Here is a 26,863-nt window from a genome sequence, read left to right on the forward strand (position 1 = left end):
GAAACCATCTTCGCGAGCGACCGGCCGCCGGAAGCAGCCGCCTTCTTCTTTGTCAGCATGTGCGGCGGTCCTTCTTAGAAGCGGCTCAGTTCGTAGACCGTCCGGACATGGTCGGTCTCGCGGTAGCCCTTGGAGGGGGCGGGCTCGGCGGCCTGCGCCGGCTCCACGCCCGTCACGGCGCCAACGGCGGCGGCGCCCAGAGCGCCGACGCCCAACCCGGCCGCGCGGAACAGGTCGCGCCGCGCAAGCGTGGTCTTTTCCTTCTTGTCGATCATTGCTTCACCCTATTCTTCGCGGCTTCCCCGAGACTGAAGACCGATGTGCCGCCCGGTTTCCGGGCTTTCATGGTTGGACCGGCCTTGTCGCGGGCCGGCCTCGTTCTTGTTGTCCTTGCGGCGGCGGTGCCGGTGTCCGGTCACGCCGCCATATCGAAGGCTTTCCCCTCGACCTCCAGATACCGGCGCCCCAGCGTGCCCACCGCGCGGTAGAAGGCGGCGGACGGCGTGGATTCCAGATCGGTGAAGAAGGCGCCGGCCCAGGAGGCGATGTGGCGGTCGAAGAAGCGGCGCTGCGCCTCCAGATCCGCCGGGGCGCCGAAGGCCCCGGTGATGAGGCCCGCCATCATCTCGGCCAGGGCGGCGATGTGGTCTTCGGGTTCCTTCACCTCGTCGGCGCGGGCGATGCCCAGCAGCGCCATGTCGCCGCGCAGCTCCGCCAGCGGCTTTTCGTGAAGGAATCCGGTGAGATAGTAGGACCCGTAGGGGGACAGGATGCCGCCGCCGACGCCGATGAAGAGGGTGTTGAACTCCTCCTCGACCGCGGCGGCGCCGGTGCCGCGGGCGGACTCCGCCAGACCGGTCAGCGCCTGCCCGAGGGGGCTGCCGTCGCCCTCCAACGCCGCCAGCGCCGCCAGGAACTCCCCGCCGGGCGGGCGGGCGAGCAGGCGCGCCAGCAGGGCGTAGAGCTGCGCCCGCTGCATTTCCTCCGGCGGCAAGGCCGACGGATCATGTTCACCGGTCACGGACACGGCGTTCATCCCTCCCGACACGACAAAAGGACCAGTTCGGCAAAACCCCGGCACCCGGCCCCATCCGTCGCAACAACGGCGGCGCATTGGCTCGCCCGTTGAAGGCTCACGGCATCATGGGCCGGCGCCCGAGACGCCCTGGACCGACAACCTCATATTGCACCCGCGAAAAGCCTCGCCATATCAGGGGCTTAACATTTGGGATAGGGCTATTAAAGGGCAGAATCGCGGCGCTTGTCAACAAAGGTTGACATAGAAGCGTGTGTATCGGGTCTTTGGCTGGACTGGCGTTATGCTTTTTTTATCATATTGCCGTCCGGTTCTTGCGAAGCAGAGGCGATCTGCTGCGGTTCCGGACTTTCGGGGATGGCCGCTTTTTCATTCCCGTCTTCGGCGGCGGACGCAGCCGTCGGTTGAGGCACGGCCTCGTCGACCTTCTCGGCGGCCTCGTCCACGGCGTCGAGGAACCCTTTGCCCACGCGGTAGAGCGTCTTCACGGGCGAGGAGCCGGTGAACAGGCTGGCGTAGTCGTCGGCGTAGTCCTTCAGCCCGTCGTCGTTGGCGAAGACGGGGTCCGAGGTCCACAGCTTGCGCAGCGCCTGCCGGTGCAGGTCCTCCGGAACCTCCGTCCGCAGGAAGGGGGTGAAGTCGGACTCCAGCGTCAGGTCCTCGACGGGCGGGAGGTCCTTCAGCGGGTCTTCCGCTTCGGGGGCGGCGTCCGGAGCGGCTTCCGCGGATGCGGCGGCCTCCGCCGGAAGCTGCGCGGGCGGCTCCTCGGACGGCGGCTCCACCGGTTGCGGGACGGGGGCGGCGGTCTGCCGCTTCAGGCGCGACCAGCGGGAAAGGAAAGGTTCGTCGGTCATGGCTGTGTCTCGGAAGCGGTCGCGGGGGACTTCGGGTGTCGCGCTGGGCCCCCACCCAACCCTCCCCCACTTCGCGGGGGAGGGCTTCAAGTCCCCTCCCTCACCGAAGGTGGGGGAGGGTTAGGGAGGGGGCCCAGCGCCGGAACCTCATCACCCCTGCTTCGGGAAGTGCCGCTTGCGCTCGCGCTTCACGAAGGGGACATCCACATGGTGCTGCTCGGCGAAGTCGCGGACCAGGGCCGCGACCTCCGGCGGCATGGGCACCGTTTCCACCGTCTCCACGCCGCTCACCTGATAGGCCTCGCATTCATGGGCGGAGGCGGTGACGACGAAGGGCACCACGCCCCCCGGTTCCCCCGTCTCGTCGGGGCGCAGCACGACCCAGAGGCGCGGCGGCTCCTGCGACAGGTTCAGCTTGTACCCTTCCGTGTCGCTGCGGAACAGCTCCAGCGGCAGGGTGGCGGCGTGGAACTGCGCCCAGTCATCCCCCTCGCGGAGCAGGCGCCACGGGCCGTCCACCGCCGGGGCGCCGGGGATCACCGACACCGGACGCCACACCCATTCCGCCCAGGGACCGACGCCCTTGCGGCGTTCCAGAACGATGCCCAGGGCCATCGTCTCGGTTTTATTGAGGGTCTCGCTCATCGCACCAGCCCTGCCGCCATCAGCCGTTCCGCCTCCGCCAGATCGTCGGGACGGTTCGTGTTGAAGAAGGGGTCTACCGGATCGGTGGCGAAGTCGGCAACGGCCAGCCGGTAGCGGGCCGTCCAGGCGTCCACCTTGCGCATGTCCTCCTCCACCATGGCGCGGCGGAGGTCGTCGGCGAGGTCCACCCGCCACAGCCCGAAGACCGGATGCTCCTGCCCGTCCGAGCGCGCGCAGGCAAGGTCGGCCCCCTCGCGCTCCACCGCCGCCATCAGGCGGGCGACCAGATCGGCGGGAATGAAGGGCGCGTCGGTCGCGAAACTGGCCACCCAGCGGCAGTCCGGCGCGTTGGCCCGCGCCCATTCCATGCCGGTCAGCACCCCGGCGAGCGGCCCGGCGAAGCCCTCCACCACGTCCGCCGCCACCGGCAGGCCGAAGGCGGCGAAGCGCGCCGGGTCGCCGTTGGCGTTCAGCACGAGCGGCCCGACCTGCGGGCGCGCGGTGGCGACGATGCGTTCCAGGATGCTGCGCCCGCCGAGGGTGCGCAGGCTCTTGTCCCCGCCGCCCATGCGCCGCGACAGGCCGCCGGCCAGCAGAACGCCGGCAATGCCCTCACTCCTCATCGCGGGCCTCATCCCGGCTCCCCTTGCGCTGGTGGCGCCCGCCCTCGTCGCCGACCGAGGCCGGATCGGCGTCGAAGTCCAGACGGTCCGTGCCGGCCAGGGCGAGGAAGCGCTTGCCCTTCGCCCGCCCGACCATGGTCAGGTTGGCCTGCCGCCCCAGTTCCACCCCCCAGGCCGTGAAGCCGGAGCGGGAGAGCAGGATCGGGATGCCCATCTGCACCGTCTTGATGACCATCTCCGAGGTCAGGCGCCCGGTGGTGTAGAAAATCTTGTCGTGCGCGGGAACGCCGTGCAGGTGCATGTAGCCCGCCACCTTGTCCACCGCGTTGTGGCGCCCGACGTCCTCCATGTAGATGAGGGGCCGGTCCTCCTGGCACAGCACGCAGCCATGGATGGCGCCCGCCTCCAGATACAGGCTGGGGGTCAGGTTGATCTTCTTCGACAGGGCGTAAATCCAGGAGGTCTTCAGCCGCGCGTCGGGGTTCAGCCGCACCGACTCGAAGGTCTCCATCACGTCGCCGAAGGCGGTGCCCTGGGCGCAACCGGAGGTCAGCGTCTTCTTCTTGAGCTTCTGCTCGTAATTCGTGGCGCGCTCGGTGCGGACGACGACGGTGTCGATCTCCTCGTCATAGTCGATGCCGGTGATCCGGTCGTCGCGCTTCAGCATGTTCTGGTTGAGCAGATAGCCGACCGCCAGATAGTCTGGGTAGTCGGCGATCGTCATCATGGTGACGATCTCCTGCCCGTTCAGGTACAGCGTCAGCGGCCGTTCCACGGTGACCGACGCTTCCACCGGGCGCCCGTCCTGATCCAGCCCGGAAACACGCTCCGTCAGCTTGGGATTCGCCGGGTCCGGCTTTATGGTGAATTCCGAGAGGTCCATGAGCGGAAGAGTGGGGAAGATCGCGCGCCGGGGCAAGCGGCGGATGATCGGCTCCCGCAAGATGGAAGCGATGGGACCCCGTTTCCACGTACGAGTACCGGTATGCATGAGTTCGGTCTGGCTTTCGTCACCGCCTTCCACCTGATCGCCGACCTCGACCCCGGCCTGGTGGGGATCGTCACCCTGTCGCTGCGCGTCAGCCTGACCGCGGTCCTTCTGTCGGCCCTGATCGGGCTGCCGCTGGGCGCCGCCGTGGCGGCCTTCCGCTTTCCGGGGCGGCGCGCGGTGACGCTTTTCCTGAACACGACGATGGGACTTCCACCGGTGGTGGTGGGGCTGATCGTCTACCTGATCCTGTCGCGGTCCGGCCCGCTGGGGGTGCTGGGGCTGTTGTTCACCCCGACGGCCATGATCGTGGCGCAGACCGTGCTGATCGTTCCCATCGTCGCCGCCCTGACCCGGCAGGTGGTCGAGGATCTTCTGGAGGACTACGCCGACCTGCTGCGCGTGATGGGGGCCGGGCCGCTGACCACGCTGGTCACCCTGCTGTCGGAGGCACGCTGGAGCCTGCTGACCATCGTCCTGGCCGGGTTCGGCCGGGCCTCGGCGGAGGTCGGGGCGGTGATGATCGTCGGCGGCAACATCGACCGGGTCACCCGAGTCATGACCACCGCCATCGCGCTGGAGACCAGCAAGGGCGACCTGCCGCTGGCGCTCGGCCTCGGCGTCATCCTGATGATCCTGTCGCTGTCCGTGAACCTCGCCGCCGCGCTGGTGCGGGAGGCGCGGCGGGTCTGATGGCCTACAGCTTCTCGTTCGGCGACACCGGGACGCAGCGGTGGCCGCTGCGGGTCAGCTCCGAACAGACCTTGCGCGCGGTCTTCTCGTCCAGCCCGACCATGCGCGCGCGGAAGACGGTGGAACCGTTGGCCTTCACCGGGGTCACCGCCGGCTTGGCGGCGCGCAGCAGGAAGGGGGCCTGCTTGGTCGCCTGACTGAGCGCCCGGTTGCTGGCCTCCCGTGTGGAGAAGGCGCCGACCTGCACCCCCCATTTTCCGCCGGCGGTCTCCTCGTCGCGGGCCGGCGGGCGGACCGCGGCGGGGGTGGAGACGGTGGAGGCGAGCTGCGCGATGGTCTCCGGCTTGGCCGGCGGCCTGCCCTTGGCGGTGGAGCGCGGCGCCTCGTCGTCATCTCCGGCACGGGCGACGACCGGCGCCTCCTGGCCGCGGCTCGGCTTGTTGAACGCCTTGTCCAGGATCGCTTCCATGCGGGCGTCGCGCGAGGCCGCTGACTTGCCGCCCAGCACCACGGCCACCAGACGGCGCCCGTCGCGCACCGCCGACGCCGCGAGGTTGAAGCCGCTGGCCACCGTGTAGCCGGTCTTGATGCCGTCCATGCCCTCGTAGCGGGACATCAGCCGGTTGTGGTTGTGCAGGCTGCGTCCGCCATAGACGAAGTTGCGGCGGCTGAAATAGGGGTAATAGCGGGAATGGTCGGACAGCATCGCCCGCGACAGGATGGAGAAGTCGCGCGCGGTGGTCACCTGCTCCATGTTCGGCAGGCCGTTGGAATTGCGGAACACGGTGTTGCGCATGCCCAGCTCGCGGGCCTTGCGGGTCATCATCTCGGCGAACTTGGCCTCGCTGCCGCCCAGCGCCTCGGCCAGGACGACGGAGGCGTCGTTGGCCGACTTGGTGACCAACCCGAGGATCGCCTGCTCCACCCGCAGCGTCCTGCCGGCGCGCAGCCCCAGCTTGGTCGGGGACTGCGCCTCCGCCCAGGCCGACACCGGCAGCGCCTGGTCCAGCCGCAGCCGCCCCTCGTCCAACGCGTCGAAGGTGAGGTAGAGCGTCATCATCTTGGTCAGCGACGCCGGATAGGTGAGGGTGTCCGCGTTCTCCTCGTGCAGCACCTCACCCGTGCGCGCGTCCACGACGATCGCCGCGTATTTGGCGGCCAGCGCCGGCAGCGGCGCCAGGAGGAGCGCGGCCAGGACCAGCGCGGCCGGCACGGCCCCATGCATCCATCGAACGAAAGGGGTAATGCCGAAGGCACGCCCCAGAGTCGAACGTCGATCCGCCAAACGTTCTTTGGCCTGTTCTCCCTTCGTTTCGCGCCCGCGCCAAGCGAACGACAAAAGCAGGCTTCGAACGGTCCGGCCCGTTACGTTCATGATGCCCCCGCCAAAGGCTAATACTTGCTGTTTGGCGCAATGGTAAATTCCATGCAAAACAGTGTCTAGCGACAATTCGTTAATTTCCCGCTTCGACTTCTTGGGCAACGCTGTGACGAAATTGGATAGGGCGGGGACCCGTCGGGGGCGAACCGCGTTGAAGGAGCGCGACCGCCAATCCATTTTCCCGACAAGCGAGTTTTTCCGAAGCGCAGGACGACCCCATCCCTCCTGACCGGACGCGAGGCACCTCATGACACGCCCGCCCAAGCGACGCCCGCCCAAGCGACGTCCGACGATTCCGCGCGCTGCCGTCCGGGATGGACGAAGAGGAAAAGGCATCGGGCTGGCGGCGCTGGCGGCGGCGGGGCTTCTCGCCGGCTGCGCCTCGGTCGGGCCGACGGACAACCCCGTGGCGCGCAAGCTGACCTGGGTCAGCTACCTCAACGGCGACGACCTGCGCGCCGCCTGCACCGAGGGCGGGACCGACCGTTACCGGCTGGTCTTCAACGCCGACTACCAGAAGCATGTGCGGACCTACGACATCGTCGGCGACCGCAGCACCGGCGGCGCCGTCGTCGAAGCCCGCGTGCTGGAGGCGACCGACCTCGCACGCATCGACCTGGACGACCCGGCGGCGGTCGCCCGCGGCCCGGTGGCCAAGGCCCAGCTTTCGCCGCGCCAGTTCGCCCTGTTCGTCCTGCGTCTCTACGAAAGCGGCGCCTTCGAACCGGCGCCCAGCGGCGTGCGGCTGCCGTCCAACGGCGTCTACTGGCTGATCAACGGCTGCCGGCGGGGAAGCTGGTTCTTCAACGCCTATCCATACCCCTCGGACCGCTTCGCCGACATCCGCTTCGACGGGCCGCTGAAGGACCTGGACGGAAGCGGCCAGGGGACCGGCGTGCCCTACCCCGCCCTGCCACGCCCCCAGGACGCGCCGCGCACCCTGCCGACCGGCGGTCGGGTGGACGGCGCGGGGGTGGTGTTCGAAGTCCAGGTGGGGCGCGACGGTCTGGTCGGCCCCACCGCGCCCTTCGGGGCGTGGCTGTTCGCCGGGAAGTAGAGGAGGCAAGAGGTTACACGACCTCTTCCTCCGCGACCGCCGCCCGGGCGCCCTCGGACAGCAACGTGTCCACCCACGGGCCGTCCGGCATGCGGCGGGCCAGTTCGGTGATGTTCCGGTTCCACCACAGGCGCTGCTCGACCAGATCGTCGTAATCGAAGTTCGACTGGCGCCACAGGCGCTCCTGCGTGTTGAAGGTCACCATGTCGATGGGGAAGCCGACGTCGTTGGACGAGAAGCGCGTGCTGTCGAAGGACAGGTAGGCGATCTTCAGCGCCGTCCGCATGTCCGTGCTGTAGGACAGCGCGCGGTCCAGGATCGGTTTGCCGTAAGCGGTGGCGCCGATGGACAGGTAGGGCGTGCGCTCGTCCACCTCGATCCAGTTGCCCTCCGGATAGACCAGGAACATGTAGGGCTCCCGGTCCTCGGCGAGCTGGCCGCCGATGATGGCGTGCAGGTTGAAGGCCAGCTTGGACGCCTCCAGCGCCTCCTTGTCCTCCGCCGCCACCTGGCGCAGGCAGGCCGTGAAGGCCGACAGCGCGTCCAGCATGGTCGGGTAGCTCTCGCCCCGGCGCCGGGACATGTCGCGGCGCAGGTAGGCCAGCGTCTTGTCGCGCACGCTGCGCAGGCCGGAGTTCAGGATGAAGAAGCGGTCGCCGCCGCCGCCCACCATGGTCACCTTGCGCGCCGAGGAAAGCTGCGAACCGCTGGTGATGCGCCCGTCCGACAGGCCGATCAGGCCGTCACGGGTCTTGATGCCGAGGCAGTAGGTCATGAAAGGACGTTCCCGAACTGGAAGCTGCGGCGTTTCGCCGCGGTTGGTCTGACCTTTGGCCGAAGCGCATCCCTTCGGCGGGCAGGATAGGATTGGGCGCGACCGACGGTAAAGCTTTGGTAAAGGCACCGCTCAAGTCGATGCGAAGTGGATCGGATTTCCCGCTTTGCGGAACGGAAGGGCTTGCCCTGTACCGGCAAGCATTTGGGTGAGCGACGACTGATATATTGTGCAATGCACAAGATTCTTTGTTGACACCACGAACGATTGCCCATAGTTTAGCCATTGCTGCACCGCAGCATTTCCGGCCCGGCCCCGTCCGGGCCATCCCCAACGCAGCCGACCAGCGCCCCGCAGGCGGACGGTCCGCCGTCCCGAATCCTGCGCGCGCCGGGCTTCGAAGAAGGAAGGAACGCAAGGCATGACGACCGTGACGAAGGCCAAGCCGGCCACCGCCCCCACCCAGGCTTTCGAAAGCGCCGCCATCCAGGCCAAGGAACAGGTCGAAGGCTTCGTCAAGGCCGGCCAGGAGCAGGCCGCGAAGACGTTCGAGCAGACCGCCTCCGTCACTAAGGAGCAGGTGGAGAAGCTGTCGTCCCAGCTTCTGAAGATCTCCGCCGAACTTCAGGCCCTGAACAAGGCCAACGTGGAGGCGCTGATCCAGAGCGGCAGCATCGCCACCCAGGGCGCGGAGGAGCTGACCCGCGAAGTGACCGCCTACGCCCAGGCGTCCTTCGACAAGTCGGTCACCACCGGCAAGGCCTTGCTGACCGCCAAGTCGCTGAAGGAGGTCGTCGATCTCCAGAGCGACTACGTGAAGGCCAGCTTCGACGCCTTCGTCGCGGAATCCTCCCGCCTCCAGGATCTCGGCACCCGCATCGCGACCGAGGCCCTGACCCCGCTGAAGGACCGCGTGTCCGTCACGGTCAGCACCCTGTCCAAGCCGCTGGCCGCCTGACGCGGCACCGGCGCCGAACCGCGAAACCCGGCCGTTTCCCGACGGTCGGGTTTCGCGTGTCGAAAGGGCCGCCGGGACGCGCCAGGGTTTTTGTGCACCGCACAAAAACCCGTTGACAGGCACGGGAGCCTGCCCTAAGTTTAGTCATGCTGCATTGCAGCATCGGTCCGACGCCCGAAACCACGGGGTCACCCGACCGAACATCCGCGCGGTCGCCAATCGGTGGGTCCGGCGCGGGTCAACCCGACAAGATCCGAGGAGCCGTTCCATGACCGACAAGTTCGCCGCCGCCACCAAGACCTTCGAAGACGCCGTGTCCGCCGCCAAGCAGAACGTGGACGGCCTGGTCAAGTCCCAGCAGGAGCAGTTCGAGAAGGCCTCCGCTCAGATCATGAAGAGCTTCGACGAACTGACCGCGCTGACCAAGGGCAACGTCGACGCCGTCGTGAAGTCGGGCACCATCGTCGCCAAGGGCGCCGAGGAAGCCGGCAAGCAGGTCGCCTCCTACACCCAGTCCTCGCTGGAGAAGGGCGCCGCCACCGGCAAGGCCCTGCTGGCCGTGAAGACCGTGCAGGAGCTGGTCGAGCTGCAGAGCAGCTTCGCCAAGGCGAGCTTCGAGACCTTCGTGAAGGAGAGCGCCAAGCTGCAGGAGCTGTCGCTGAAGACCGCCAAGGACGCCTTCGCGCCGATCAACGACCGCGTCCAGCTCACCGTGGCGACGCTGTCGAAGCCGGTCGTGACGAAGGCGGCCTGATACCGGCGGCCTGAGACAAAATGACCCGGAGCCCACAATCCCGCAGACCCGGCCGCAGGGCCGGGGCGGCTCCCGAGTCCGTCACCTCCGGGACACTACCGTCCGGGGGTGCGGGCGGCACGAGGCGGTACCGCTTAAAATCCTGCCGCCTCACGGCATTGTGAAATTCCGGGAAAGCCCGGCGGTCCTGACCGCCGGGCTTGTTCATTTTGGGGCCGGCGGACATGGTCCGGGTGCGGTGCGTGCCATTTTTGGCACGCCGGTGCGGCGGTTCCGCCGCAACACACGCGAATTCCACCAATTCCGGGGTAATCGGGCTGGTTCCGTTCCGAAAGGGCCTCTCCCAAATGGGGAGACACCGAAAACGGACCCTTCCCACCGCGCCCGGAGTTCTCATATCATTCATGCGACGTACATCGCGATGCTGACCTGTTGAGACCATGGCCGAAAACGACAAGCACGGCGACGAGGGCACCACCACGGGCGTGGTCATAAAAACCAAGCCTAAGACTAAAAAGCCCTCGATGTATAAGGTCTTGATGTTGAACGACGACTACACACCTATGGAATTCGTCGTTCATGTCTTGGAGCGCTTCTTTGCCAAGTCGCGCGAGGAGGCGACACGGATCATGCTGCATGTGCACCGGCGGGGTGTGGGCTTGTGCGGCGTGTTCACCTACGAGGTGGCGGAGACGAAAGTCACGCAGGTGATGGATTTTGCGCGCCAGCACCAGCATCCGCTGCAATGTACGCTAGAAAAGGATTAAGGCCACAGATGCTGTCGCGTAACCTGGAACAGACGCTGCACCGAGCCCTGGCCCATGCGAACGAGCGCAGGCACGAATACGCGACGCTCGAACACTTGCTGCTCGCATTGACCGAGGACGCCGATGCCATGGCCGTCTTGCGCGCTTGCGGAGTCGATCTGGACCGCCTGCGCGCCGAACTGTCGGATTACCTCGACAACGAGCTTGCGAACCTCATCACGAACAGGCCCGATGATGCGAAGCCGACGGCTGGCTTCCAGCGGGTGCTGCAACGCGCGGCCATCCACGTCCAGTCGTCGGGGCGTGAGGAGGTGACGGGAGCAAATGTGCTCGTCGCCCTGTTCTCTGAACGCGAAAGCCACGCGGTCTATTTCCTGCAGGAGCAGGAGATGACCCGTTTCGACGCGGTGAACTACATCTCTCACGGAATCGCGAAGGCTCCGGGCCGCTCCGAAACCAAGCGGGTCACCGGTGCCGACGAGGACGCGGCGGCGGAGAAGGTCGTGAAGAAAGGCAGCGAAGCCCTAGAGGCTTATTGCGTCAACCTGAACAAGAAGGCGGCCAGCGGGAAGATCGATCCGCTGATCGGACGGGAGCAGGAGGTCGAACGGACCATCCAGATCCTGTGCCGGCGGTCGAAGAACAACCCGCTGTATGTCGGTGACCCCGGTGTCGGCAAGACCGCCATCGCCGAGGGGCTGGCCCGCCGCATCGTCCATGGCGAGGTCCCGGAGGTGCTGAAGGGCGCCACCATCTTCGCGCTCGACATGGGCTCCCTGCTCGCCGGTACGCGGTACCGCGGCGACTTCGAAGAGCGCCTGAAGGCCGTCGTCTCCGAACTGGAGGCCACGGAAGGTGCCGTCCTCTTCATCGACGAGATCCACACGGTCATCGGGGCCGGTGCGACCTCGGGCGGTGCGATGGACGCCTCGAACCTGCTGAAGCCGGCCCTCGCCTCCGGCTCCCTGCGTTGCATCGGTTCGACGACCTACAAGGAGTACCGGAACTATTTCGAGAAGGACCGGGCGCTCGTCCGGCGCTTCCAGAAGATCGACGTCAACGAGCCGACGGTCGAGGATGCGATCAAGATCCTCCAGGGGATCAAGACCTACTACGAGAAGCACCACCGGGTGAGCTACACCAACGACGCGATCCGGTCGGCGGTGGAACTGTCCGCGAAGTACATCGGCGACCGCAAGCTGCCGGACAAGGCCATCGACATCATCGACGAGGTCGGCGCCGCGCAGATGCTGCTGCCGGAGAACAAGCGGAAGAAGAAGATCTCCGTCAAGGACGTGGAGGCGGTGGTCGCCAAGATCGCCCGCATCCCGCCGAAGTCGGTCAGCCGCGACGACAAGGAAACGCTCCTCAACCTGGAGCGCGACCTGAAGACCATGGTCTTCGGCCAGAACAAGGCCATCGACGCGCTGGTCTCCGCCATCAAGCTGGCCCGCGCCGGCCTGCGCGAACCGGAGAAGCCCATCGGCAACTACCTGTTCACCGGCCCGACCGGCGTCGGCAAGACCGAGGTGGCCCGCCAGCTCTCCCTCACGCTGGGCATCGAGCTGACCCGCTTCGACATGTCGGAATACATGGAGCGGCACACCGTCTCCCGCCTGATCGGCGCGCCTCCGGGCTATGTCGGGTTCGACCAGGGCGGCCTGCTGACCGATGCCATCGACCAGCATCCGCATTGCGTGCTGCTGCTCGACGAGATCGAGAAGGCGCATCCGGATCTGTTCAACATCCTGTTGCAGATCATGGATCACGGCAAGCTGACGGACCACAACGGCAAGACGGTGGACTTCCGCAACGTCATCCTCATCATGACCTCCAACGCGGGCGCCGCGGACATGGCCAAGCCGGCCATCGGCTTCGAGCGCGAGCGCCGGGTCGGCGAGGACATGGAAGCGGTCGAGAAGCTGTTCACGCCGGAGTTCCGCAACCGTCTGGATGCGATCATCCCCTTCGCGCCGCTGACCCGGGAGGTCATCAACCGCGTGGTGGACAAGTTCATCATGCAGATGGAAGCGCAGCTCGAAGACCGCGGCGTCACGATCGAACTCGACGATCTGGCCCGCGAGTGGCTGGGCAAGAAGGGCTACGACCCGCTTTACGGCGCGCGTCCGCTGGGCCGCGTGATCCAGGAGCACCTGAAGAAGCCGCTGGCGGAGGAGCTTCTGTTCGGCAAGCTCGCCAAGGGCGGCCTGGTCAAGGTGACCGTGAAGGACGACAAGCCCGCCTTCGAGTACACCGAAGGGTCGCGCAAGCGGCGCTCCGGCGACGAGGACGAGGACGAGGTCGTGCACGAACTGGCGGAATGACGCCGGTCCGCAAGAAACGTGAAGGAAAGGGGGCCGCAAGGCCCCCTTTCCTTTTTCACCCGGCCTTTATTCACTCGGCCATCATTCCTCGACCACCACGGTCGCATCACCGGATGTCTTCATCAGGGTGATGCTGTGCTGGCAGTTGCGCTCATCTCTGTAGCCTTCGCTGCTGACGGCGATGACCTCCCCATTGACGGCGTAGAAGGTCCATCGCCATTCGCCGCGGTGATCCTTGTAGACCTTGTACTTGCCAACCTTCTTTTCTTTGGTCCTGAACATGCTCTTCTCCTTGCCATCGGCCTGGATAATGACGATGGAAAGGGTTCTACCGTGAAAGGAAACAGGTTGCACAGACTCCATCCCTCTCCCTCGTGGCGAGAAGGGAACCTTCCGGAGGGTTGCGCGCTTACTGCCGCATCACGGACAATCCGCAAAAGCGACGGATAGGCCGTCCCCACGACAAAGAACACTGAGGAAACGCACCATGCCCCTGCCCTTCCTGACCGGACTGCGCATCATCGACCTGGGCCAGTATCTGCCGGGTCCCTACGCCGCCCAGATGCTGGCCGACCTCGGCGCGGAGGTGGTGAAGGTGGAGGCTCCGAGCGGCGACCCGCTGCGCAAGATGGGTCCCACCGATGCGGACGGCATGACCGCCGCCTACAAGCTGCTGAACGCCGGCAAGACCGTCATCCGCCTGAACCTGAAGGACGAGGGCGACCGCAGCTCCTTCGAACGGCTGATCGCCGGGGCCGACGCGCTTGTGGAAAGCTACCGGCCGGGCGTGCTGGACAAGCTGGGGCTGGGTCATGCGCGGCTGCGCGCTCTGAACCCGCGGCTGGTTCATGCCAGCCTGTCCGGCTGGGGCAGCACCGGCCCCTACGCCCGGCGGGCCGGGCACGACCTGAACTACATGGCGGTCGGCGGCGGGCTGGACTCCTCCGGCACGCCGGACCACCCCTCGATCAGCCACCCTCCCGTCGCCGACTTCGCCTCGGCCCATCAGACGGCGTTGGCGGTGGTCGCCGCCCTGTTCGGGCGCCAGCGCAGCGGCGAGGGCTGTTTCCTCGACCTGTCGATCATGGAAACGGTGCTGGGCTGGCAGGGCTTCAACCTGACCGCCGACGCGCGCGGGCAGGTTTCGGCCCGCGGCGAGGCGCTGCTGTCCGGCGGGGCCGCCTGCTACCGCATCTACCGCACCGCGGACGGGCGCTTCGCCACGCTGTCGGCGCTGGAGGCGAAGTTCTGGCAAGGCTTCTGCGAGGCGGTGGAGCGCCCCGACTGGATCGCCCGGCAGGCCGACCCGCTCCCCCAGACCGCCCTGATCGAAGAGGTGGCCGCTTTGTTCGCCGGCCGCAGCCTCGCCGATTGGAAGGCGCTGCTCGACCCCGTCGATTGCTGCTTCGAGGCGCTGCCGACGCTGACGGAGATGCCGGACCATCCGCACATCGCCGCCCGCCGCCAGATTCGCATCACGACGGGGCCGGAGCCGCTGGTGGAAACCCTGATGGGTCTGCGGGTCGATGGCGGCACCCCGCCCGAGCGAACCCCTCTGCGCGAATCCACCGCCGCCGCGGTGCTCTCCGCCTGGGGCTGAAGCCTGCCATCAGAGGGCGATGAGCCCGCCGCCCTCGCGCGGCGGGCGCGTCTCCAGGGGGCCGCGGCGGGCACCCGTCAGGCTGGCCTTCGACAGGTCCGCCGCCGCGTCGTCGCAGCCGCGCAGGTCGGCGGAGGCGAGGTTGGCCATCTCGAAGCTCGCGCCGGCCAGCTTCGCCCCCGTCAGCCGCGCGCCGCGCAGGTCGGCGGCGGCCAGGGTGGCGCCCATCAGGTTGGCGGGCCAGCTCCGCCCGGTCGGGGTGCCGTCCGGGTTGCGCAGGTCCACCATGCCGAAATCGGCGCCATGGGCGTCCGCCCCGCTCAGGTTGGCCCCGCTCAGGTTCGCCCCCGTCAGCACCGCCTGGTCCAGCCGCGCCCGGCGCAGACTGGCTCCGCCGAAATCGGCCAGCGAGAGCGAAGCGTTGGACAGCCGGGCGTCGTCCAGATTGGCGTTGCGGAAGACGCCGCCCGACAGGTCGCAGGCGGTCAGGTCCAACCCACGCAGCTCCATGCCGGAGAAGTCCGCCCGCAGCCCGGCGCGCCCGCCGCTGTTGATCCACAGGATGTGCGCGTCCAGCACGCTGCGGACCGGCATCGGCAGAGCGTCCGCGTTTCTCATATAGACGGCGCCGTTCAGGTTGGCGCCCAGCGTGTCCGCCACCGTCAGGTCCACGTTGCGCAGGGTCGCCTCGCGCAGGTCGGCGTTGCGCAGGACGGCGCGGGTCAGGGTGGCGCCGTTCAGCACCGCGCGCTTCAGCTTGGCCCCGGTGAAGTTCGCCTCGGTCAGGTCGGCGCCCGCCAGATTGGCGGCGAACAGGTTGGCGTTGCTGAAATCCCCGCCGGCCATGGATGTGCCGGCCAGTTCGGCGTGGCTGAGGTCGGCCCCCTTGAAGCTGACGCCGTCCATCCGCGCGCCCGTCAGGTTGGCGGGCAGCCTGTCCTCCTCGTCCGCGTCACGGCTTCCGCGATAGGCCAGGATCTGACCGGGGCGGAGGTCGGCGCCTTCGAAGTCGGTTCGGGTCAGGTTGGCCTTCTGGAAATTCGCCCCGCGCAGGTCCGCCCGCGCGAAGGAGGAGCCCGCCAGCTTCGCCCGGCTGAAATTCGCCCCGAACAGGTCGGACATGGCGAAGCTGACCTCTTCGAGCTGGGCATCGGAGAAATTGCCCTGGGTGAGGACGGCGGTCTGGAGGTTGAATCCCTTCAGCCGCAGCCTCGACAGATCCACGCCCTTCGCCTGAAGACGCACGCCGCCCGGCTTCAGTTTGAGGTAGAGTAGATGATCCCGCACCTGCTTCAGGAATTCCATGGTGCGGTCGGTCATCGGGCGGTTCCGTCGGTCGGCTGTTCCCCCCACACTACCCCTTGTGTACTATCAGTAAAGAGGAAATCCCCGATTGTCCGCCGCCCCTGCATTGCCGAGCGCTCATGCCGGCCCGCCGGTGCCGGTGACCGCCAACCCCTTGAACGCCATCATGGTCATGGTCGGGAGAGACAGCGTATGACGACGTTCGACACCGAGTGCCTGCGCCGCGCCATCGAACTCAGCCGCGCCCACATGCAGGGAAACGCCGGTGGCCCCTTCGGCGCGGTCATCGCGCGGGACGGGCGGATCATCGGCGAGGGCTGGAATTGCGTGACCTCCTCCAACGACCCCACGGCGCACGCCGAGGTTGTCGCGATCCGCAACGCCTGCCGCGATCTCGGCACCTTCAGCCTCATAGGGGCGACCGTCTACACGAGTTGCGAGCCCTGCCCCATGTGCCTCGCGGCGATCTACTGGGCACGGATCGACCGCATCGTCTACGCCAACGCGCGCGACGACGCGGCGGCCATCGGCTTCGACGACGCCTTCCTCTACACGGAGATCGCCCTGCCGCTGGAGCGGCGGGCGATTCCCATGCAGCGCCTTCTGGCCGACGAGGCCCGCGCCGTCTTCGACGAATGGGCCGCCAAGCCCGACCGCGTGCCTTACTGATCGCTTCCCGGTTCGCCCCGGCGGTAGGGCGACAGTTCCATCAACGCTTCCCGCTCCGCCGCCACGCCGGGCCGTTCGCGGCGCAGGTAATCCGCGATCGCGCGGTGGAAGCCGGGATCGGCCACCCAATGGGCGCTGTAGGTCGGGACCGGCAGATAGCCGCGCTGGATCTTGTGCTCGCCCTGGGCGCCGGCCTCGACCCGGCGCAGGCCGCGCTCGATGGCGAAGTCCAGCGCGCGGTAATAGCAAGCCTCGAAATGCAGGAAGCGGTAACGCCCGTCGGAGCCCCAGTTGCGGCCGTACAGCGCCTCCGTCCCGATCAGGTTCAAGGCGCCGGCCACCCACTCCCCGCCGTCCTCGCACATCACCAGCATGACCCGGTCGGCCATGGTCTCGCCGAGCAAGCGGAAGAAGGCGCGGTTCAGGTAACCGCCGCCCCATTTCCGGTCGGCGGTCTCCAGATAGAAGCGGTGGAAGGCGTCCCAATGCTCCGGCTTCAGGTCGGCTCCGGTCAGGCTGTGCAGCCGCACGCCGCTGTCCGCGACCTCGCGCCGTTCCTTGCGGATGGCCTTGCGCTTGCGTGAATTCAGCGTCCCCAGGAAGTCGTCGAAGCTGGCATAGCCGCGGTTCTCCCAATGATACTGCACGCCCTCGCGCAGCAGCCAGCCGGCCTCGCCCAGCCGGCGCCAGTCCCCTTCCTCCGGAAAGGTGACATGGACGGAGGACACGCCGTAGCGCCGCGCCACCTCCTCCATCCCCTGGATCAGCGCGTTGGCGACCGCCTCCCCCGCGCCCGTCCTCCCCACATCCTGCCGGACCAGGAGGCGCGGCCCCGGCACCGGGGTGAAGGGCACCGCGCACTGGAGCTTCGGGTAGTAGCGTCCTCCCGCCCGCTCGTAGGCATGCGCCCAGGCGTGGTCGAAGACATACTCGCCGTAGGAGTGGTTCTTCAGATAGAGCGGCACCGCCCCCATGATCCGGCCCGCCCCGTCGAGCGCCGCGAGATGGCTGGGCTGCCATCCCGTGCGGCCGGTGACCGATCCCGATTCCTCCAGCGCCAGAAGAAAGGCGTGGCTGAGGAACGGGTTGCCCGGCCCGGCGCAGGCGTCCCAGTCCTGCGGGTCGGCCAGACCGATGCCGGTCAGGACCTTGACCGTGATGCCGTCCCCGGCGCCGGTGTCCTTGCCGACGGGCATGCTCCCTCCTTCGCGGCTACGCCGAGGGAGGTGGGCGCGCCGCCGCGCTGCGGCAAGGCCCGCCTCCCCATCCTCAAGCCGGGCCGCGATCAGGCCAGTTCGAGGATCGCGTCCACCTCGACGGCCACATTGCCCGGCAGCGACGGGGCGCCGACGGCGGCGCGGGCGTGCTTCCCGGCATCCCCGAACACCTCCATCATCAGTTCCGACGCGCCGTTGATGACCAGGGGCTGGTCGTGGAAGTCCGGGGTGCCGTTCACGAACCCGCCCAGCCGCAGCACCCGCACCACCCGGTCCAGATCGCCGCCGCAGGCCGCCTTTGCCTGGGCGATGATGTTCAGGGCGCACAGCCGCGCCGCCTGCTGCCCCTGCTCCACCGTGAAATCCTGGCCCAGCTTGCCGATGAAGCGGCGCTCGCCGTTCCACACGGTGACCTGCCCCGACACGTAGAGCGTGCTGCCCGACTGCGTGTAGGGCACATAGGCCGCCACCGGGGCCGCCGCCTGCGGCAGCTCGATCCCCAGTTCCTTCAGCCGCGCCTCGATGCGTCCGGCCATGCTTCATCCCTCCGTCTTCTTTGCGGGCGCCCCGGCGCCCGGAACAGACCGACGATAGCCGCCCCGGACGCCGCCACCAAGGGCTTACCGGCACCGTTCGCACACCGTCCAACTGGGAAGATTTGTCCCGGAGTCTGGGCGGCAACGCCGTTCCTGCCCGGCAAAACTTTCCGCCGCCCCGGAAAGGACCGTCCCGCCGCCGACGGGCGGCCCGCCGCGTAAGCTTCGGTCATTTCCTTTTACAACAGTCACTTACCAACCTGTCTCGAAGTTGGCACGGGTCTTGATAGAGGAGGGCTGCGCAAATGCACGTTGCCTCGCTTCGGTTTCAAGCACCAGCCGCGGGGCGAGCCTCAGAAGGAGACTTGGAACCATGGCCATCAACGACGTCACACTCACCGCGTCAATGCGCACGAATCTGCTGCAACTGCAGAGCGTGAACGACAAGATCGGTGTCAAGCAGAACATCCTCTCGACCGGCAACAAGATCAACTCGGCGCTCGACGGCCCGACTTCGTTCTTCGCAGCGAAGAGCCTGAACCAGCGCGCCGGTGACCTGTCGTCGTTGAAGGACGCCATGGGTCAGTCGATCAGCACCATCAAGGCCGCCGACAAGGGCGTGACCGCGATCGAAAGCATGATCGAGCAGGCTCGCGGTCTGACCACCGCCGCCTATTCCGCTCTGGGCAACGACGCCGGCTCCGTCGCCACCCGCAAGACTCTGGCCTCGCAGTTCAACGCGCTGAAGGAGCAGATCGACAAGCTCGCCGGCGACAGCGGCTATGCCGGCAAGAACCTGCTGGCCGGCAACGGCCTGCGCATGGACTCCACCAGCGCGTCGCGCCGCGCCGTCAACACCATCCAGGGCATCGAGAACGCCCGCGTCACCAACGTGGTGTCCCCGGACATCTACACGGTGCGCGTCAAGGGCGACGGCTCCATCGAGGGTGCGGCCGGCGACATCAACAGCGCCGAAATGGCCCACGGCCTGGTCGGCCTGAAGCTGTCCGGCACGATGACCACCTCGCTCGGCAGCTTCTCCGACGTGCAGATCGAGGTCCGCGGCGCCGCGGGCCGCGAACGGTCCTTCATCGTCACCGACGGGAAGGAATCGCGCACCATCACCTACTTCGACAACAGCCAGTCCATCGCCGCCAACATGACCCAAGCGGCGCGGACGGGCACGGCGCAGGTCACCCAGGTGGCTCTGGGCGGCACGGTCGAAGCCGGCGACAGCTTCACCATCACGGTCGAAGACCAGACCTTCACCTACACCGCCACCTCCGGTGACGTCGCGGTCGGCCAGGACGCCCGCGCCAACATCGCCTCGCAGCTCCAGGCCTCGATCTCCAACGCCCTGAACACTGGTGGCCGCCTCAGCGGCAAGGACGTCCAGACGGTGTCGGTCAACGCCACCGGCACGATCACCCTGTCCGGTGCGACGACGACCAACGCCGCCCGCGAGATGACCGTCAAGGCCAGCGCCGAGAACTCGCTGACCAAGCGCATCTCCGAGAGCTTCGCGTCGGGCACGGTCGTGTCCTTCACGGTGGACCGCAAGCTGCTGGAGCAGGCTTCCAACGGCGGCAACGGCATCTCGACCATCGAGAAGAAGGTCGACATCCAGATCCAGGTCAGCAACCTGAACGGTTCGACGGTGACCCGCGACGGCATGTCCAACCGTGGCGAGGGCAAGCTGTCCGAAGGCGAGAACGCCTTCGCGTTCGACACCGGCACGGTGCGCTTCAACGTCGACCAGAAGACCATCAAGCAGGCGGCCTCGGCCAACTCGGCGGCCAACCTGGTGACGGTGCAGGTGACCGACGCCAACACCTCGAACGACCTGACGGTGCAGCTCAACGAGCGCAACACCAACGCGATCACGGTGAAGGCCCAGAACCTGTCGACCAGCGGCCAGGGCCTGCGTCTGGACTACGCGCAGAACGACTGGACCGACCGCTCCGACATCGACAAGGCGGTGGCCAGCATCGACTACGCCAAGCAGACGCTGCGGTCGGCGTCGCAGACGCTGTCCACCAACCTGAACATCATCACAACCCGCGAGACCTTCACCAAGGAGTTCAGCGACGTGCTGGTCGAAGGCGCCAACAAGCTGACGCTGGCCGACCAGAACGAGGAAGGCGCCAGCCTGCTGATGCTGCAGACCCGTCAGCAGCTCGGCACCATCGCCCTCTCGCTGGCCAACCAGTCGCAGCAGTCGATCCTGCGTCTGTTCTAACCGGCAAGGTCAGCCGGCGACCACAGGCCGAAGCAACGCATTGCGCAGCAGGCGCCCCCACCGGGGCGCCTGTTTCTTTTTGCCCCGCTACCGCAGCGCCGCCTCCACCAGCGCCCGCGCGTCGGCGGCCAGGGCCGCCCGGCCGGCGGCGCGGGTGTACATCATGTGCCCGCCCTCATGGACGGTCACCGCCACCCGGTCGGCCTGTCCTTCCGGCAATTCCAGGCGGGACGCCACCCAGCGCGACGCCATGTAGGGCGTGACGAGGTCGGTGCGCCCATGGGCGATCAGCACCCGCAGCGCGGGTTGCAGCGTCAGGGCGGTCTGGAGGTCGTCCACCGCGCTCGGCTGGCCGGAGCGCGGCCATTCCCAGCCCCGGTTCACCCGGTCGCTGAGAAGGTCGAACGGCACCTCCGTCCGCACACCCAGCCACTCGTGGGCGTAGGTGGCGAAGGCGGTGGTGTAGGTCGGCACTGTGCCCTTCAGAAAGGGATCGAAGGGAATGCGGGCCGCCGACGGATCGGGGTCCGCGGCGGTGAAGGTGCCGTCGTAGACGCTGGCGATCCGCCCCTGCCCGCGCAGCAGCTCGCGGGCGAAGATGTCGATGGGAACGTCCCCGCGGAATCGGGTCACCAGATCCTCCGGCAGGCCGGTGGTCCGCGCCACCTCGGCGAAGAAGCCCCGCGCGGCGTCGGCCCGGCGATGGTCCAGCCCCGCCAGCCCGGTGAGATAGCCGTTGAACGCGTAGCGCTCCGCCGCCTCCGCCGCCTGCTCCGGCGTGCCGGGGACCAGCCCGTTGGCGGCGGCGGAGGCGGCGTAGGAGGGCAGCCGCAGCGCCGGAACCAGAAGCCCCCCGCCGCCGCGGATGGTGGCGAAATCCACGACCGGGGAGACCATGATGAGCCCGTTGACCGCGATGCCGGTGTCGTCGATCAGCCGGTTCGCCATCTTGGCGATGCGGAAGCCGCCGTAGCTCTCCCCCACCAGGAATTTCGGCGACTCCCAGCGCCCGTTGCGGGTCAGCCACAGCCGGACGATCTCCGCCATGGAGCGGCTGTCGGCATCGACCGACCAGAAGCGCTTGCCGGGGTCCTCGTCCTTCCGGTTCCCTTCCTCGCGGTCGCCATCCTGCCGGACGCCGCGGCTGTAGCCGGTGCCGACCGGATCGACGAAGACCAGATCGGTGAAGGCCAGCCAACTGTCCGGATTGTCAAGCAGCGGGGCCGGCGGACGCGTCAGCGACCCGTCCTCGTTGAAGCCCACCACCTTCGGCCCCAGCGCCCCCAGATGCAGATAGGCCGAGGACGCCCCCGGCCCGCCGTTGAACACGAAGGCCACGGGCCGCCGGCCGCGCGGCGCGCCGTTCAGCGTGTAGGAGACGGTGAAGACGCGGGCCGCCACCTCGTCGCGCGGGCCGTCGCGCAGGGGCAGGAACTCCGCCACCGCCGTATAGGCGACCGGGCCGGACGGCAGCGGCAACTGGTGCTGGGTCTCGCTGCGCTGGGCGTCGAACGCGCCGCCGGACCGCTCCGCCGCTTTCGGCGTTGGCTCCTGCGCCTGTGCGGCGTGGAGCGGCGGCAGGGCCAGCGGCGCCATCAGGGCGAGCAGCGGCAGAAGGCGGAGTCGGCGGTTCATGGCGCATCCCGTCGGCTGTGTCGGCACAGGCCCCGCATATTGACCCGCAGCCACCGTCCGGCAAGGACGCTCCCCGGACTCACGCCACGGTCATCGCTCGATCCTGCGACAATTTATCTCAGCCCAAACCGTTGATGCACTTACAACCCGAACTATTATGACCGAATCATTAACACTTTAGGCCGAGCCTTGCCGATCATGGACATGCCCGTCGAGAATTTCCAGGATCTCGTCTGGAGCGAGGATCTTGCGTTGGGCATCGAGGACATCGACGACCAGCACAAGCATTGGATCGGGCTGGTCCAGGCGTTCCAGGCCGCCGTCGCCGAAGGCCGTTCGCGCGACGAGGTCTACCGCACGCTGGCCGAGGCGGTGGTCTACACCGAGATCCATTTCGCCAGCGAGCAGAAGGTGATGGAAGAGGCCGGCTATCCCTTCCTGCCCGATCATCTGGTCCAGCACTCCCTGGCCTGGGAGCAACTGCACGTTTTCACCACCGGCAACGTGCCGGAGGAGAACATCGCCGACTATCTGGCGACCTTCCTGCCGCAATGGCTGATGCTGCACATCAACTCCGCCGACCGCCAGTTCGCCCGCTGGCTGAAGGAGCGCGGCGCCGTTCCGGCGGAGCCGGCCGATGCCCAAATCTCCGGGCGGGTCTTCCCCAACATCCCCGTCTGATCCGTCTGATTTCAGTCCCGCGCCGGAACGCGCCCTCGGCGGGGCGCGCATGAAAAAAGGGGAGGTCCGAGGACCTCCCCTTTTCCACGCCATGCCGGGGATGGAACCGGCTGGCCTCAGCTGCAGCCCGTGGTGGAGCCGCAGGTGTCGCACTTCAGGCAGGTGCCGTTGCGGACAAGCGTCATGTTGCCGCACTCCCCGCACTGATCCCCCTCGTAGCCACGGGCGCGCGCCTCTCGGATGCGGTCGTAGCGCTGGTCGCTGCTGCTGCCGCCGTAGGCCGTGCCGGTGGTGCCGCCGACCGGGGCCGTGCCGCCGGCATGGACCACCGCGGCGCCGACCGCCGGGCTGGTCACCACCGCCGCGTGGGCGGCGGACGCCGTGGCCTGGGCGGTGCCGGTGGCGGCCAGGGCCGCCGCGGCGGAGGCCCGCTGGGTCTGCCCGCCGTTCAGGACGCGCAGGTTGTTGCGGACATAGCCGGTGGACGCGACCTTGCGGACGATGTCCGACGGCTGAACCGAACCGGTCTCCGGCAGGTCGCCCTGCTTGTCGCCGCTGCCGACCGTGAAGGGCACCAGATCCTCCGGCGTGGCGTGCGCCAGATCGGTGCGGCCCAGGTAGGAGATGGCGATCTCGCGGAAGATGTAGTCGATGACCGAGGTCGCCATCTTGATGGTGTCGTTGCCGGTCACCATGCCCGACGGCTCGAAGCGGGTGAAGGTGAAGGCCTCCACGAACTCTTCCAGCGGCACGCCGTACTGCAGGCCGATGGACACCGCGATGGCGAAGTTGTTCATCAGCGACCGGAAGGCGGCGCCTTCCTTGTGCATGTCGATGAAGATCTCGCCGATGCGGCCGTCCTCATACTCGCCGGTGCGCAGGTAGATCTTGTGGCCGCCGACGGTCGCCTTCTGGGTGTAGCCCTTGCGGCGGTGCGGCAGGCGCTCGCGCTCGGTGCGCTTGCGCTCGACGATGCGCTCGATGACCTTCTCGACGATGCGCTCGGACACCATCTGGCTGCGGGCGGCGTTCGACGCCTCGACGATCTCCTCGACCGCGTCCTCCTCGTCGTCCAGCAGGGCGGCGGAGAGCGGCTGGCTCAGCTTGGAGCCGTCGCGGTACAGCGCGTTGGCCTTGATGCCCAGGCGCCAGGACAGCAGATAGGCGTCCTTGCACTCCTCCACCGTCGCCGTGTTCGGCATGTTGATGGTCTTGGAGATGGCGCCGGAGATGAAGGGCTGCGAGGCGGCCATCATGGTGATGTGCGATTCCCAGGACAGGAAGCGCTTGCCGATGCGGCCGCAGGGGTTGGCGCAGTCGAACACCGGCAGGTGCTCGTCCTTCAGGAAGGGCGCGCCCTCCAGCGTCATGGCGCCGCAGCAGAAGGTGTTCGCCGCCTCAAGCTCGGCCTTGGTGAAGCCCAGGGCGGTCAGCAGGTCGAAGCCCGGCGCGTCCATCTGCTCGGCGGGGATGCCCAGCGTGTCGACGATGACGTCGGCGCCGACCGTCCAGCGGTTGAAGGCGAACTTGATGTCGAAGGCGGTGGCGAGACCGGCCTCCAGCTTCTCGAGAACTTCCGCCGGAAAGCCCTTGGCCGCCAGCGTCTCGTGGTTGACGCCCGGCGCGCCCTTCAGCGTGCCGTGGCCGACCGCGTAGCGCTCGATCGCGGCGATCTGGTCCGGGGTGTAGCCCAGCGTGCGCAGGGCCTCCGGCACCAGACGGTTCACGATCTTGAAGTAGCCGCCGCCGGCCAGCTTCTTGAACTTCACCAGAGCGAAGTCCGGCTCGATGCCCGTGGTGTCGCAATCCATGACCAGACCGATGGTGCCGGTCGGGGCGACCACCGTGGCCTGGGCGTTGCGGAAACCGTGCTGCTCGCCCAGTTCCAGCGCCATGTCCCAGGCGCGGACGGCGGCCATCGCCAGCTCGGGCTCCGGGCACTCGTCGGCGACGAAGGGCACCGGCTTGACCGACAGGCCCTCGTAGCCCTCCATCTCGCCGTAGGCGGCGCGGCGGTGGTTGCGGATGACCCGCAGCATGTGGTCGCGGTTCTGCTCATAGGCCGGGAAGGCGCCCAGCTCCTGCGCCATCTCGGCGGAGGTGGCGTAGGCGACGCCGGTCATCACCGCGGAGATGGCGGCGCAGTAGGCGCGGCCTTCCGCCGAGTCGTAGGACAGGCCCGACGCCATCAGCAGGCCGCCGAGGTTGGCGAAGCCCAGGCCCAGCGTGCGGAACTCGTAGGAAAGCTGGGCGATCTCCTTGGACGGGAACTGCGCCATCAGCACGGAGACTTCCAGCACCATGGTCCACAGGCGGCAGGCGTGCTCGAACGCCTCGACGTCGAAGGACCCGTCCTTCAGACGGAACGACATCAGGTTCAGCGAGGCGAGGTTGCAGGCCGTGTCGTCGAGGAACATGTACTCCGAGCACGGGTTCGAGGCGTTGATGCGCCCCGAGGCCGGGCAGGTGTGCCAGTCGTTGATGGTCGTGTCGAACTGCACGCCCGGATCGGCACAGGCCCAGGCGGCGTAGCCGACCTTGTCCCACAGGTCGCGGGCGCGCAGCGTCCGGTGGACCTTGCCGTCGGTGCGGCGGATCAGGTTCCACTCGTCGTCGTTCAGGACGGCCTGGATGAAGTCGTCGGAGACGCGCACCGAGTTGTTGGAGTTCTGGCCGGCCACCGTCAGGTAGGCGTCCGAATCCCAATCGGTGTTGTAGGTCTTGAACTCGATGCTGGTGAAGCCCTGCCCGGCGAACTGGATCACGCGCTGGACGTAGTTCTCCGGCACCTGCGCCTTGCGGGCGGCGCCGACGGCCTTCTTCAGCTCCTTGTTGACCTTCGGGTCCTGGCCGTCCTGGGCGGCGGCCATGATGGCGGTCAGGTGCTGCTGGCAGATCTTGGAGCCGGTGACGAGGGCGGCGACCTTCTGCTCCTCGGTCACCTTCCAGTCGATGTAGGCCTCGATGTCCGGATGGTCCATGTCCACCGTGACCATCTTGGCCGCGCGGCGGGTGGTGCCGCCCGACTTGATGGCGCCCGCCGCGCGGTCGCCGATCTTCAGGAAGCTCATCAGGCCCGACGACTTGCCGCCGCCGGCCAGCTTCTCACCCTCGCCGCGCAGGCGGGAGAAGTTGGAGCCGGTGCCGGAGCCGTACTTGAACAGGCGCGCCTCGCGGACCCACAGGTCCATGATGCCGCCCTCGTTCACCAGATCGTCGGCGACGGACTGGATGAAGCAGGCGTGCGGCTGCGGGTGCTCGTAGGCGGACGCCGAGGAGGTCAGCAGGCCGGTCTTGAAATCGACGTAGAAGTGGCCCTGGCTCGGGCCGTCGATGCCGTAGGCCCAGTGCAGGCCGGTGTTGAACCACTGCGGGCTGTTCGGGGCGGCCATCTGGGCGGCCAGCATGAAGCGCATCTCGTCGAAGAAGGCGCGGGCGTCGGCTTCGGTGTCGAAATAGCCGCCCTTCCAGCCCCAGTAGGTCCAGGTGCCGGCCAGACGGTCGAAGACCTGCTTGGCCGACTTCTCGCCGGAATAGCGCTTCTCCTTCGGCAGGGCCGCCAGCGCCGCCTCGTCGGCGGTCTTGCGCCACAGCCAGGACGGGACGGTGTTCTCCTCGACCGCCTTCAGGGCGACCGGAACGCCGGCCTTGCGGAAATACTTCTGGGCCAGGATGTCGCTGGCGACCTGGCTGTAGTTGTCGGGAACCTCGATGTCCGTCTGCTGGAAGACCACAGAGCCGTCAGGGTTGCGGATCTCGCTCGTCGTGCGGCGGAAGCCGAGAGCGGCGTAAGCATCCTGACCCTCTTTGGTGAAACGACGCTGGACCCGCATGTGACTCGTGCTCCCTCTGGCTGGCGAACAAAGGCGTCGCGCTCCGTGCGGCTCAGCTCGCGCTGGCTGACGAACGCAACACCCTGTATGTTGGTGCGCATCCTAGCCTCAAGCTTTGGGCCAAGCAAGACCCGACCCAACATATTGTGTGCTTGACGCGGGCTTGCCTCCTAGATATGGCGCGCCCTGTACAACGGGCCACCCCCCGAGCGGTTCCCGCGGCAAACCGCCGACCCCCTACATTTAGAGCCGCGGCGCAGGTCCCCGATGGCCGCTTCCTGTAGGGAATCCGT

24 protein-coding genes are annotated in these 26,863 nt (G+C 67.7%); 10 read left to right on the forward strand and 14 right to left on the reverse strand.

Annotation, left to right across the window (positions count from 1 at the left end; all coding sequences use genetic code 11):
* Positions 1-74: 74 nt before the first annotated feature.
* The 6 genes from DS843_RS26275 to fdhD form a co-directional block, all read right to left on the reverse strand.
* Positions 75-275 carry a formate dehydrogenase gene (locus DS843_RS26275; protein ID WP_149471786.1) on the reverse strand — a complete coding sequence of 67 codons (201 nt, stop codon included), beginning with the start codon at positions 273-275 and terminating at the stop codon, positions 75-77.
* A 140-nt stretch (positions 276-415) separates the two neighbouring features.
* Positions 416-1,021, reverse strand: a complete 606-nt coding sequence (locus DS843_RS26280) for a molecular chaperone TorD family protein (protein WP_475849394.1) — start codon at positions 1,019-1,021, stop codon at positions 416-418.
* Positions 1,022-1,317: 296 nt separating this feature from the next.
* Positions 1,318-1,890: a DUF3306 domain-containing protein gene (locus tag DS843_RS26285; protein WP_149471788.1), complete on the reverse strand. Its 573-nt coding sequence runs from the start codon at positions 1,888-1,890 to the stop codon at positions 1,318-1,320.
* A 150-nt stretch (positions 1,891-2,040) separates the two neighbouring features.
* A complete protein-coding gene (locus tag DS843_RS26290; protein ID WP_149471789.1) occupies positions 2,041-2,535 on the reverse strand; it encodes a DUF3305 domain-containing protein in 495 nt (164 codons plus the stop codon).
* Entirely contained in the window at positions 2,532-3,158 is a 627-nt protein-coding gene (gene mobA, locus DS843_RS26295) for a molybdenum cofactor guanylyltransferase MobA (RefSeq protein WP_286192335.1), read from the reverse strand. Before mobA ends, DS843_RS26290 begins: the two co-directional genes overlap by 4 nt.
* The gene (gene fdhD / locus DS843_RS26300; protein ID WP_149471791.1) at positions 3,148-4,041 is read right to left on the reverse strand and encodes a formate dehydrogenase accessory sulfurtransferase FdhD; all 894 of its coding nucleotides are present in this window, start codon (positions 4,039-4,041) and stop codon (positions 3,148-3,150) included. The genes mobA and fdhD overlap by 11 nt, the downstream gene beginning before the upstream one ends.
* A 102-nt stretch (positions 4,042-4,143) precedes the next feature.
* Between fdhD and DS843_RS26305 the strand changes: the two genes are divergently transcribed.
* Positions 4,144-4,839, forward strand: coding sequence for an ABC transporter permease (locus tag DS843_RS26305; protein WP_149471792.1), 696 nt, complete (start codon positions 4,144-4,146; stop codon positions 4,837-4,839).
* A gap of 4 nt (positions 4,840-4,843) precedes the next feature.
* On the opposite strand, the gene DS843_RS26310 is transcribed toward DS843_RS26305, so the two are convergent.
* The gene (locus tag DS843_RS26310; protein ID WP_286192336.1) at positions 4,844-6,052 is read right to left on the reverse strand and encodes a D-alanyl-D-alanine carboxypeptidase family protein; all 1,209 of its coding nucleotides are present in this window, start codon (positions 6,050-6,052) and stop codon (positions 4,844-4,846) included.
* 415 nt (positions 6,053-6,467) lie between these two features.
* Here DS843_RS26310 and DS843_RS26315 point away from each other — a divergent pair, with 415 nt between their 5' ends.
* Positions 6,468-7,277, forward strand: coding sequence for a hypothetical protein (locus DS843_RS26315; RefSeq protein ID WP_149471794.1), 810 nt, complete (start codon positions 6,468-6,470; stop codon positions 7,275-7,277).
* Between the two features lie 13 nt (positions 7,278-7,290).
* On the opposite strand, the gene DS843_RS26320 is transcribed toward DS843_RS26315, so the two are convergent.
* Positions 7,291-8,052, reverse strand: a complete 762-nt coding sequence (locus DS843_RS26320; RefSeq protein WP_149471795.1) for a proteasome-type protease — start codon at positions 8,050-8,052, stop codon at positions 7,291-7,293.
* A gap of 421 nt (positions 8,053-8,473) precedes the next feature.
* Here DS843_RS26320 and DS843_RS26325 point away from each other — a divergent pair, with 421 nt between their 5' ends.
* The 4 genes from DS843_RS26325 (at position 8,474) to clpA (ending at position 12,855) form a co-directional block, all read left to right on the forward strand.
* A complete protein-coding gene (locus tag DS843_RS26325; RefSeq protein WP_149471796.1) occupies positions 8,474-9,010 on the forward strand; it encodes a phasin family protein in 537 nt (178 codons plus the stop codon).
* Positions 9,011-9,278: 268 nt separating this feature from the next.
* The gene (locus DS843_RS26330) at positions 9,279-9,764 is read left to right on the forward strand and encodes a phasin family protein (protein ID WP_149471797.1); all 486 of its coding nucleotides are present in this window, start codon (positions 9,279-9,281) and stop codon (positions 9,762-9,764) included.
* A gap of 440 nt (positions 9,765-10,204) precedes the next feature.
* A complete protein-coding gene (clpS, locus tag DS843_RS26335) occupies positions 10,205-10,531 on the forward strand; it encodes an ATP-dependent Clp protease adapter ClpS (protein WP_038529118.1) in 327 nt (108 codons plus the stop codon).
* Between the two features lie 8 nt (positions 10,532-10,539).
* Entirely contained in the window at positions 10,540-12,855 is a 2,316-nt protein-coding gene (gene clpA, locus DS843_RS26340; RefSeq protein WP_149471798.1) for an ATP-dependent Clp protease ATP-binding subunit ClpA, read from the forward strand.
* An 81-nt stretch (positions 12,856-12,936) separates the two neighbouring features.
* On the opposite strand, the gene DS843_RS26345 is transcribed toward clpA, so the two are convergent.
* Positions 12,937-13,137: a YegP family protein gene (locus DS843_RS26345; protein ID WP_149471799.1), complete on the reverse strand. Its 201-nt coding sequence runs from the start codon at positions 13,135-13,137 to the stop codon at positions 12,937-12,939.
* 205 nt (positions 13,138-13,342) lie between these two features.
* On the opposite strand from DS843_RS26345, the gene DS843_RS26350 reads away from it, so the two are divergent.
* Positions 13,343-14,455, forward strand: coding sequence for a CaiB/BaiF CoA transferase family protein (locus DS843_RS26350; RefSeq protein ID WP_149471800.1), 1,113 nt, complete (start codon positions 13,343-13,345; stop codon positions 14,453-14,455).
* Positions 14,456-14,464: 9 nt separating this feature from the next.
* Here DS843_RS26350 and DS843_RS26355 read toward each other — a convergent pair whose 3' ends face one another.
* Positions 14,465-15,775, reverse strand: coding sequence for a pentapeptide repeat-containing protein (locus tag DS843_RS26355; RefSeq protein ID WP_149471801.1), 1,311 nt, complete (start codon positions 15,773-15,775; stop codon positions 14,465-14,467).
* 177 nt (positions 15,776-15,952) lie between these two features.
* Between DS843_RS26355 and DS843_RS26360 the strand changes: the two genes are divergently transcribed.
* A complete protein-coding gene (locus DS843_RS26360) occupies positions 15,953-16,429 on the forward strand; it encodes a nucleoside deaminase (protein ID WP_149471802.1) in 477 nt (158 codons plus the stop codon).
* On the opposite strand, the gene DS843_RS26365 is transcribed toward DS843_RS26360, so the two are convergent.
* Together DS843_RS26365 and DS843_RS26370 are read right to left on the reverse strand one after the other, a co-directional pair.
* A complete protein-coding gene (locus DS843_RS26365; protein WP_149471803.1) occupies positions 16,423-17,625 on the reverse strand; it encodes a GNAT family N-acetyltransferase in 1,203 nt (400 codons plus the stop codon). The genes DS843_RS26360 and DS843_RS26365 overlap by 7 nt on opposite strands.
* Before the next feature lie 89 nt (positions 17,626-17,714).
* Entirely contained in the window at positions 17,715-18,182 is a 468-nt protein-coding gene (locus DS843_RS26370; RefSeq protein WP_149471804.1) for a RidA family protein, read from the reverse strand.
* A gap of 373 nt (positions 18,183-18,555) precedes the next feature.
* Between DS843_RS26370 and DS843_RS26375 the strand changes: the two genes are divergently transcribed.
* Positions 18,556-20,421, forward strand: coding sequence for a flagellin N-terminal helical domain-containing protein (locus DS843_RS26375; protein WP_149471805.1), 1,866 nt, complete (start codon positions 18,556-18,558; stop codon positions 20,419-20,421).
* A gap of 87 nt (positions 20,422-20,508) precedes the next feature.
* Here the strand turns inward: DS843_RS26375 and DS843_RS26380 are convergent, their stop codons facing one another.
* Positions 20,509-22,056 carry a S10 family peptidase gene (locus DS843_RS26380; RefSeq protein ID WP_149471806.1) on the reverse strand — a complete coding sequence of 516 codons (1,548 nt, stop codon included), beginning with the start codon at positions 22,054-22,056 and terminating at the stop codon, positions 20,509-20,511.
* 198 nt (positions 22,057-22,254) lie between these two features.
* Here DS843_RS26380 and DS843_RS26385 point away from each other — a divergent pair, with 198 nt between their 5' ends.
* The gene (locus DS843_RS26385) at positions 22,255-22,737 is read left to right on the forward strand and encodes a bacteriohemerythrin (protein WP_149471807.1); all 483 of its coding nucleotides are present in this window, start codon (positions 22,255-22,257) and stop codon (positions 22,735-22,737) included.
* A gap of 116 nt (positions 22,738-22,853) precedes the next feature.
* On the opposite strand, the gene DS843_RS26390 is transcribed toward DS843_RS26385, so the two are convergent.
* Positions 22,854-26,570, reverse strand: coding sequence for a vitamin B12-dependent ribonucleotide reductase (locus DS843_RS26390; protein WP_149471808.1), 3,717 nt, complete (start codon positions 26,568-26,570; stop codon positions 22,854-22,856).
* Positions 26,571-26,863 lie beyond the last annotated feature (293 nt).

Origin of the sequence: Roseomonas genomospecies 6 (assembly GCF_008365375.1) — a bacterium.
Classification (GTDB): Bacteria; Pseudomonadota; Alphaproteobacteria; order Azospirillales; family Azospirillaceae; genus Azospirillum.

What these genes read in the sequence shown, in the direction of transcription:
- DS843_RS26365 (WP_149471803.1), bottom strand. Translation starts at nt 17,625, where the DNA reads ATGCCCGTCGGCAAGGACACCGGCGCCGGGGACGGCATCACGGTCAAG.
- mobA (WP_286192335.1), bottom strand. Translation starts at nt 3,158, where the DNA reads ATGAGGAGTGAGGGCATTGCCGGCGTTCTGCTGGCCGGCGGCCTGTCG.
- DS843_RS26325 (WP_149471796.1), top strand. Translation starts at nt 8,474, where the DNA reads ATGACGACCGTGACGAAGGCCAAGCCGGCCACCGCCCCCACCCAGGCT.
- DS843_RS26380 (WP_149471806.1), bottom strand. Translation starts at nt 22,056, where the DNA reads ATGAACCGCCGACTCCGCCTTCTGCCGCTGCTCGCCCTGATGGCGCCG.
- DS843_RS26370 (WP_149471804.1), bottom strand. Translation starts at nt 18,182, where the DNA reads ATGGCCGGACGCATCGAGGCGCGGCTGAAGGAACTGGGGATCGAGCTG.
- DS843_RS26390 (WP_149471808.1), bottom strand. Translation starts at nt 26,570, where the DNA reads ATGCGGGTCCAGCGTCGTTTCACCAAAGAGGGTCAGGATGCTTACGCC.
- DS843_RS26285 (WP_149471788.1), bottom strand. Translation starts at nt 1,890, where the DNA reads ATGACCGACGAACCTTTCCTTTCCCGCTGGTCGCGCCTGAAGCGGCAG.
- DS843_RS26330 (WP_149471797.1), top strand. Translation starts at nt 9,279, where the DNA reads ATGACCGACAAGTTCGCCGCCGCCACCAAGACCTTCGAAGACGCCGTG.
- DS843_RS26320 (WP_149471795.1), bottom strand. Translation starts at nt 8,052, where the DNA reads ATGACCTACTGCCTCGGCATCAAGACCCGTGACGGCCTGATCGGCCTG.
- DS843_RS26375 (WP_149471805.1), top strand. Translation starts at nt 18,556, where the DNA reads ATGGCCATCAACGACGTCACACTCACCGCGTCAATGCGCACGAATCTG.
- DS843_RS26360 (WP_149471802.1), top strand. Translation starts at nt 15,953, where the DNA reads ATGACGACGTTCGACACCGAGTGCCTGCGCCGCGCCATCGAACTCAGC.
- DS843_RS26345 (WP_149471799.1), bottom strand. Translation starts at nt 13,137, where the DNA reads ATGTTCAGGACCAAAGAAAAGAAGGTTGGCAAGTACAAGGTCTACAAG.
- fdhD (WP_149471791.1), bottom strand. Translation starts at nt 4,041, where the DNA reads ATGGACCTCTCGGAATTCACCATAAAGCCGGACCCGGCGAATCCCAAG.
- clpS (WP_038529118.1), top strand. Translation starts at nt 10,205, where the DNA reads ATGGCCGAAAACGACAAGCACGGCGACGAGGGCACCACCACGGGCGTG.
- DS843_RS26275 (WP_149471786.1), bottom strand. Translation starts at nt 275, where the DNA reads ATGATCGACAAGAAGGAAAAGACCACGCTTGCGCGGCGCGACCTGTTC.
- DS843_RS26385 (WP_149471807.1), top strand. Translation starts at nt 22,255, where the DNA reads ATGGACATGCCCGTCGAGAATTTCCAGGATCTCGTCTGGAGCGAGGAT.
- DS843_RS26305 (WP_149471792.1), top strand. Translation starts at nt 4,144, where the DNA reads ATGCATGAGTTCGGTCTGGCTTTCGTCACCGCCTTCCACCTGATCGCC.
- DS843_RS26350 (WP_149471800.1), top strand. Translation starts at nt 13,343, where the DNA reads ATGCCCCTGCCCTTCCTGACCGGACTGCGCATCATCGACCTGGGCCAG.
- DS843_RS26315 (WP_149471794.1), top strand. Translation starts at nt 6,468, where the DNA reads ATGACACGCCCGCCCAAGCGACGCCCGCCCAAGCGACGTCCGACGATT.
- clpA (WP_149471798.1), top strand. Translation starts at nt 10,540, where the DNA reads ATGCTGTCGCGTAACCTGGAACAGACGCTGCACCGAGCCCTGGCCCAT.
- DS843_RS26290 (WP_149471789.1), bottom strand. Translation starts at nt 2,535, where the DNA reads ATGAGCGAGACCCTCAATAAAACCGAGACGATGGCCCTGGGCATCGTT.
- DS843_RS26355 (WP_149471801.1), bottom strand. Translation starts at nt 15,775, where the DNA reads ATGACCGACCGCACCATGGAATTCCTGAAGCAGGTGCGGGATCATCTA.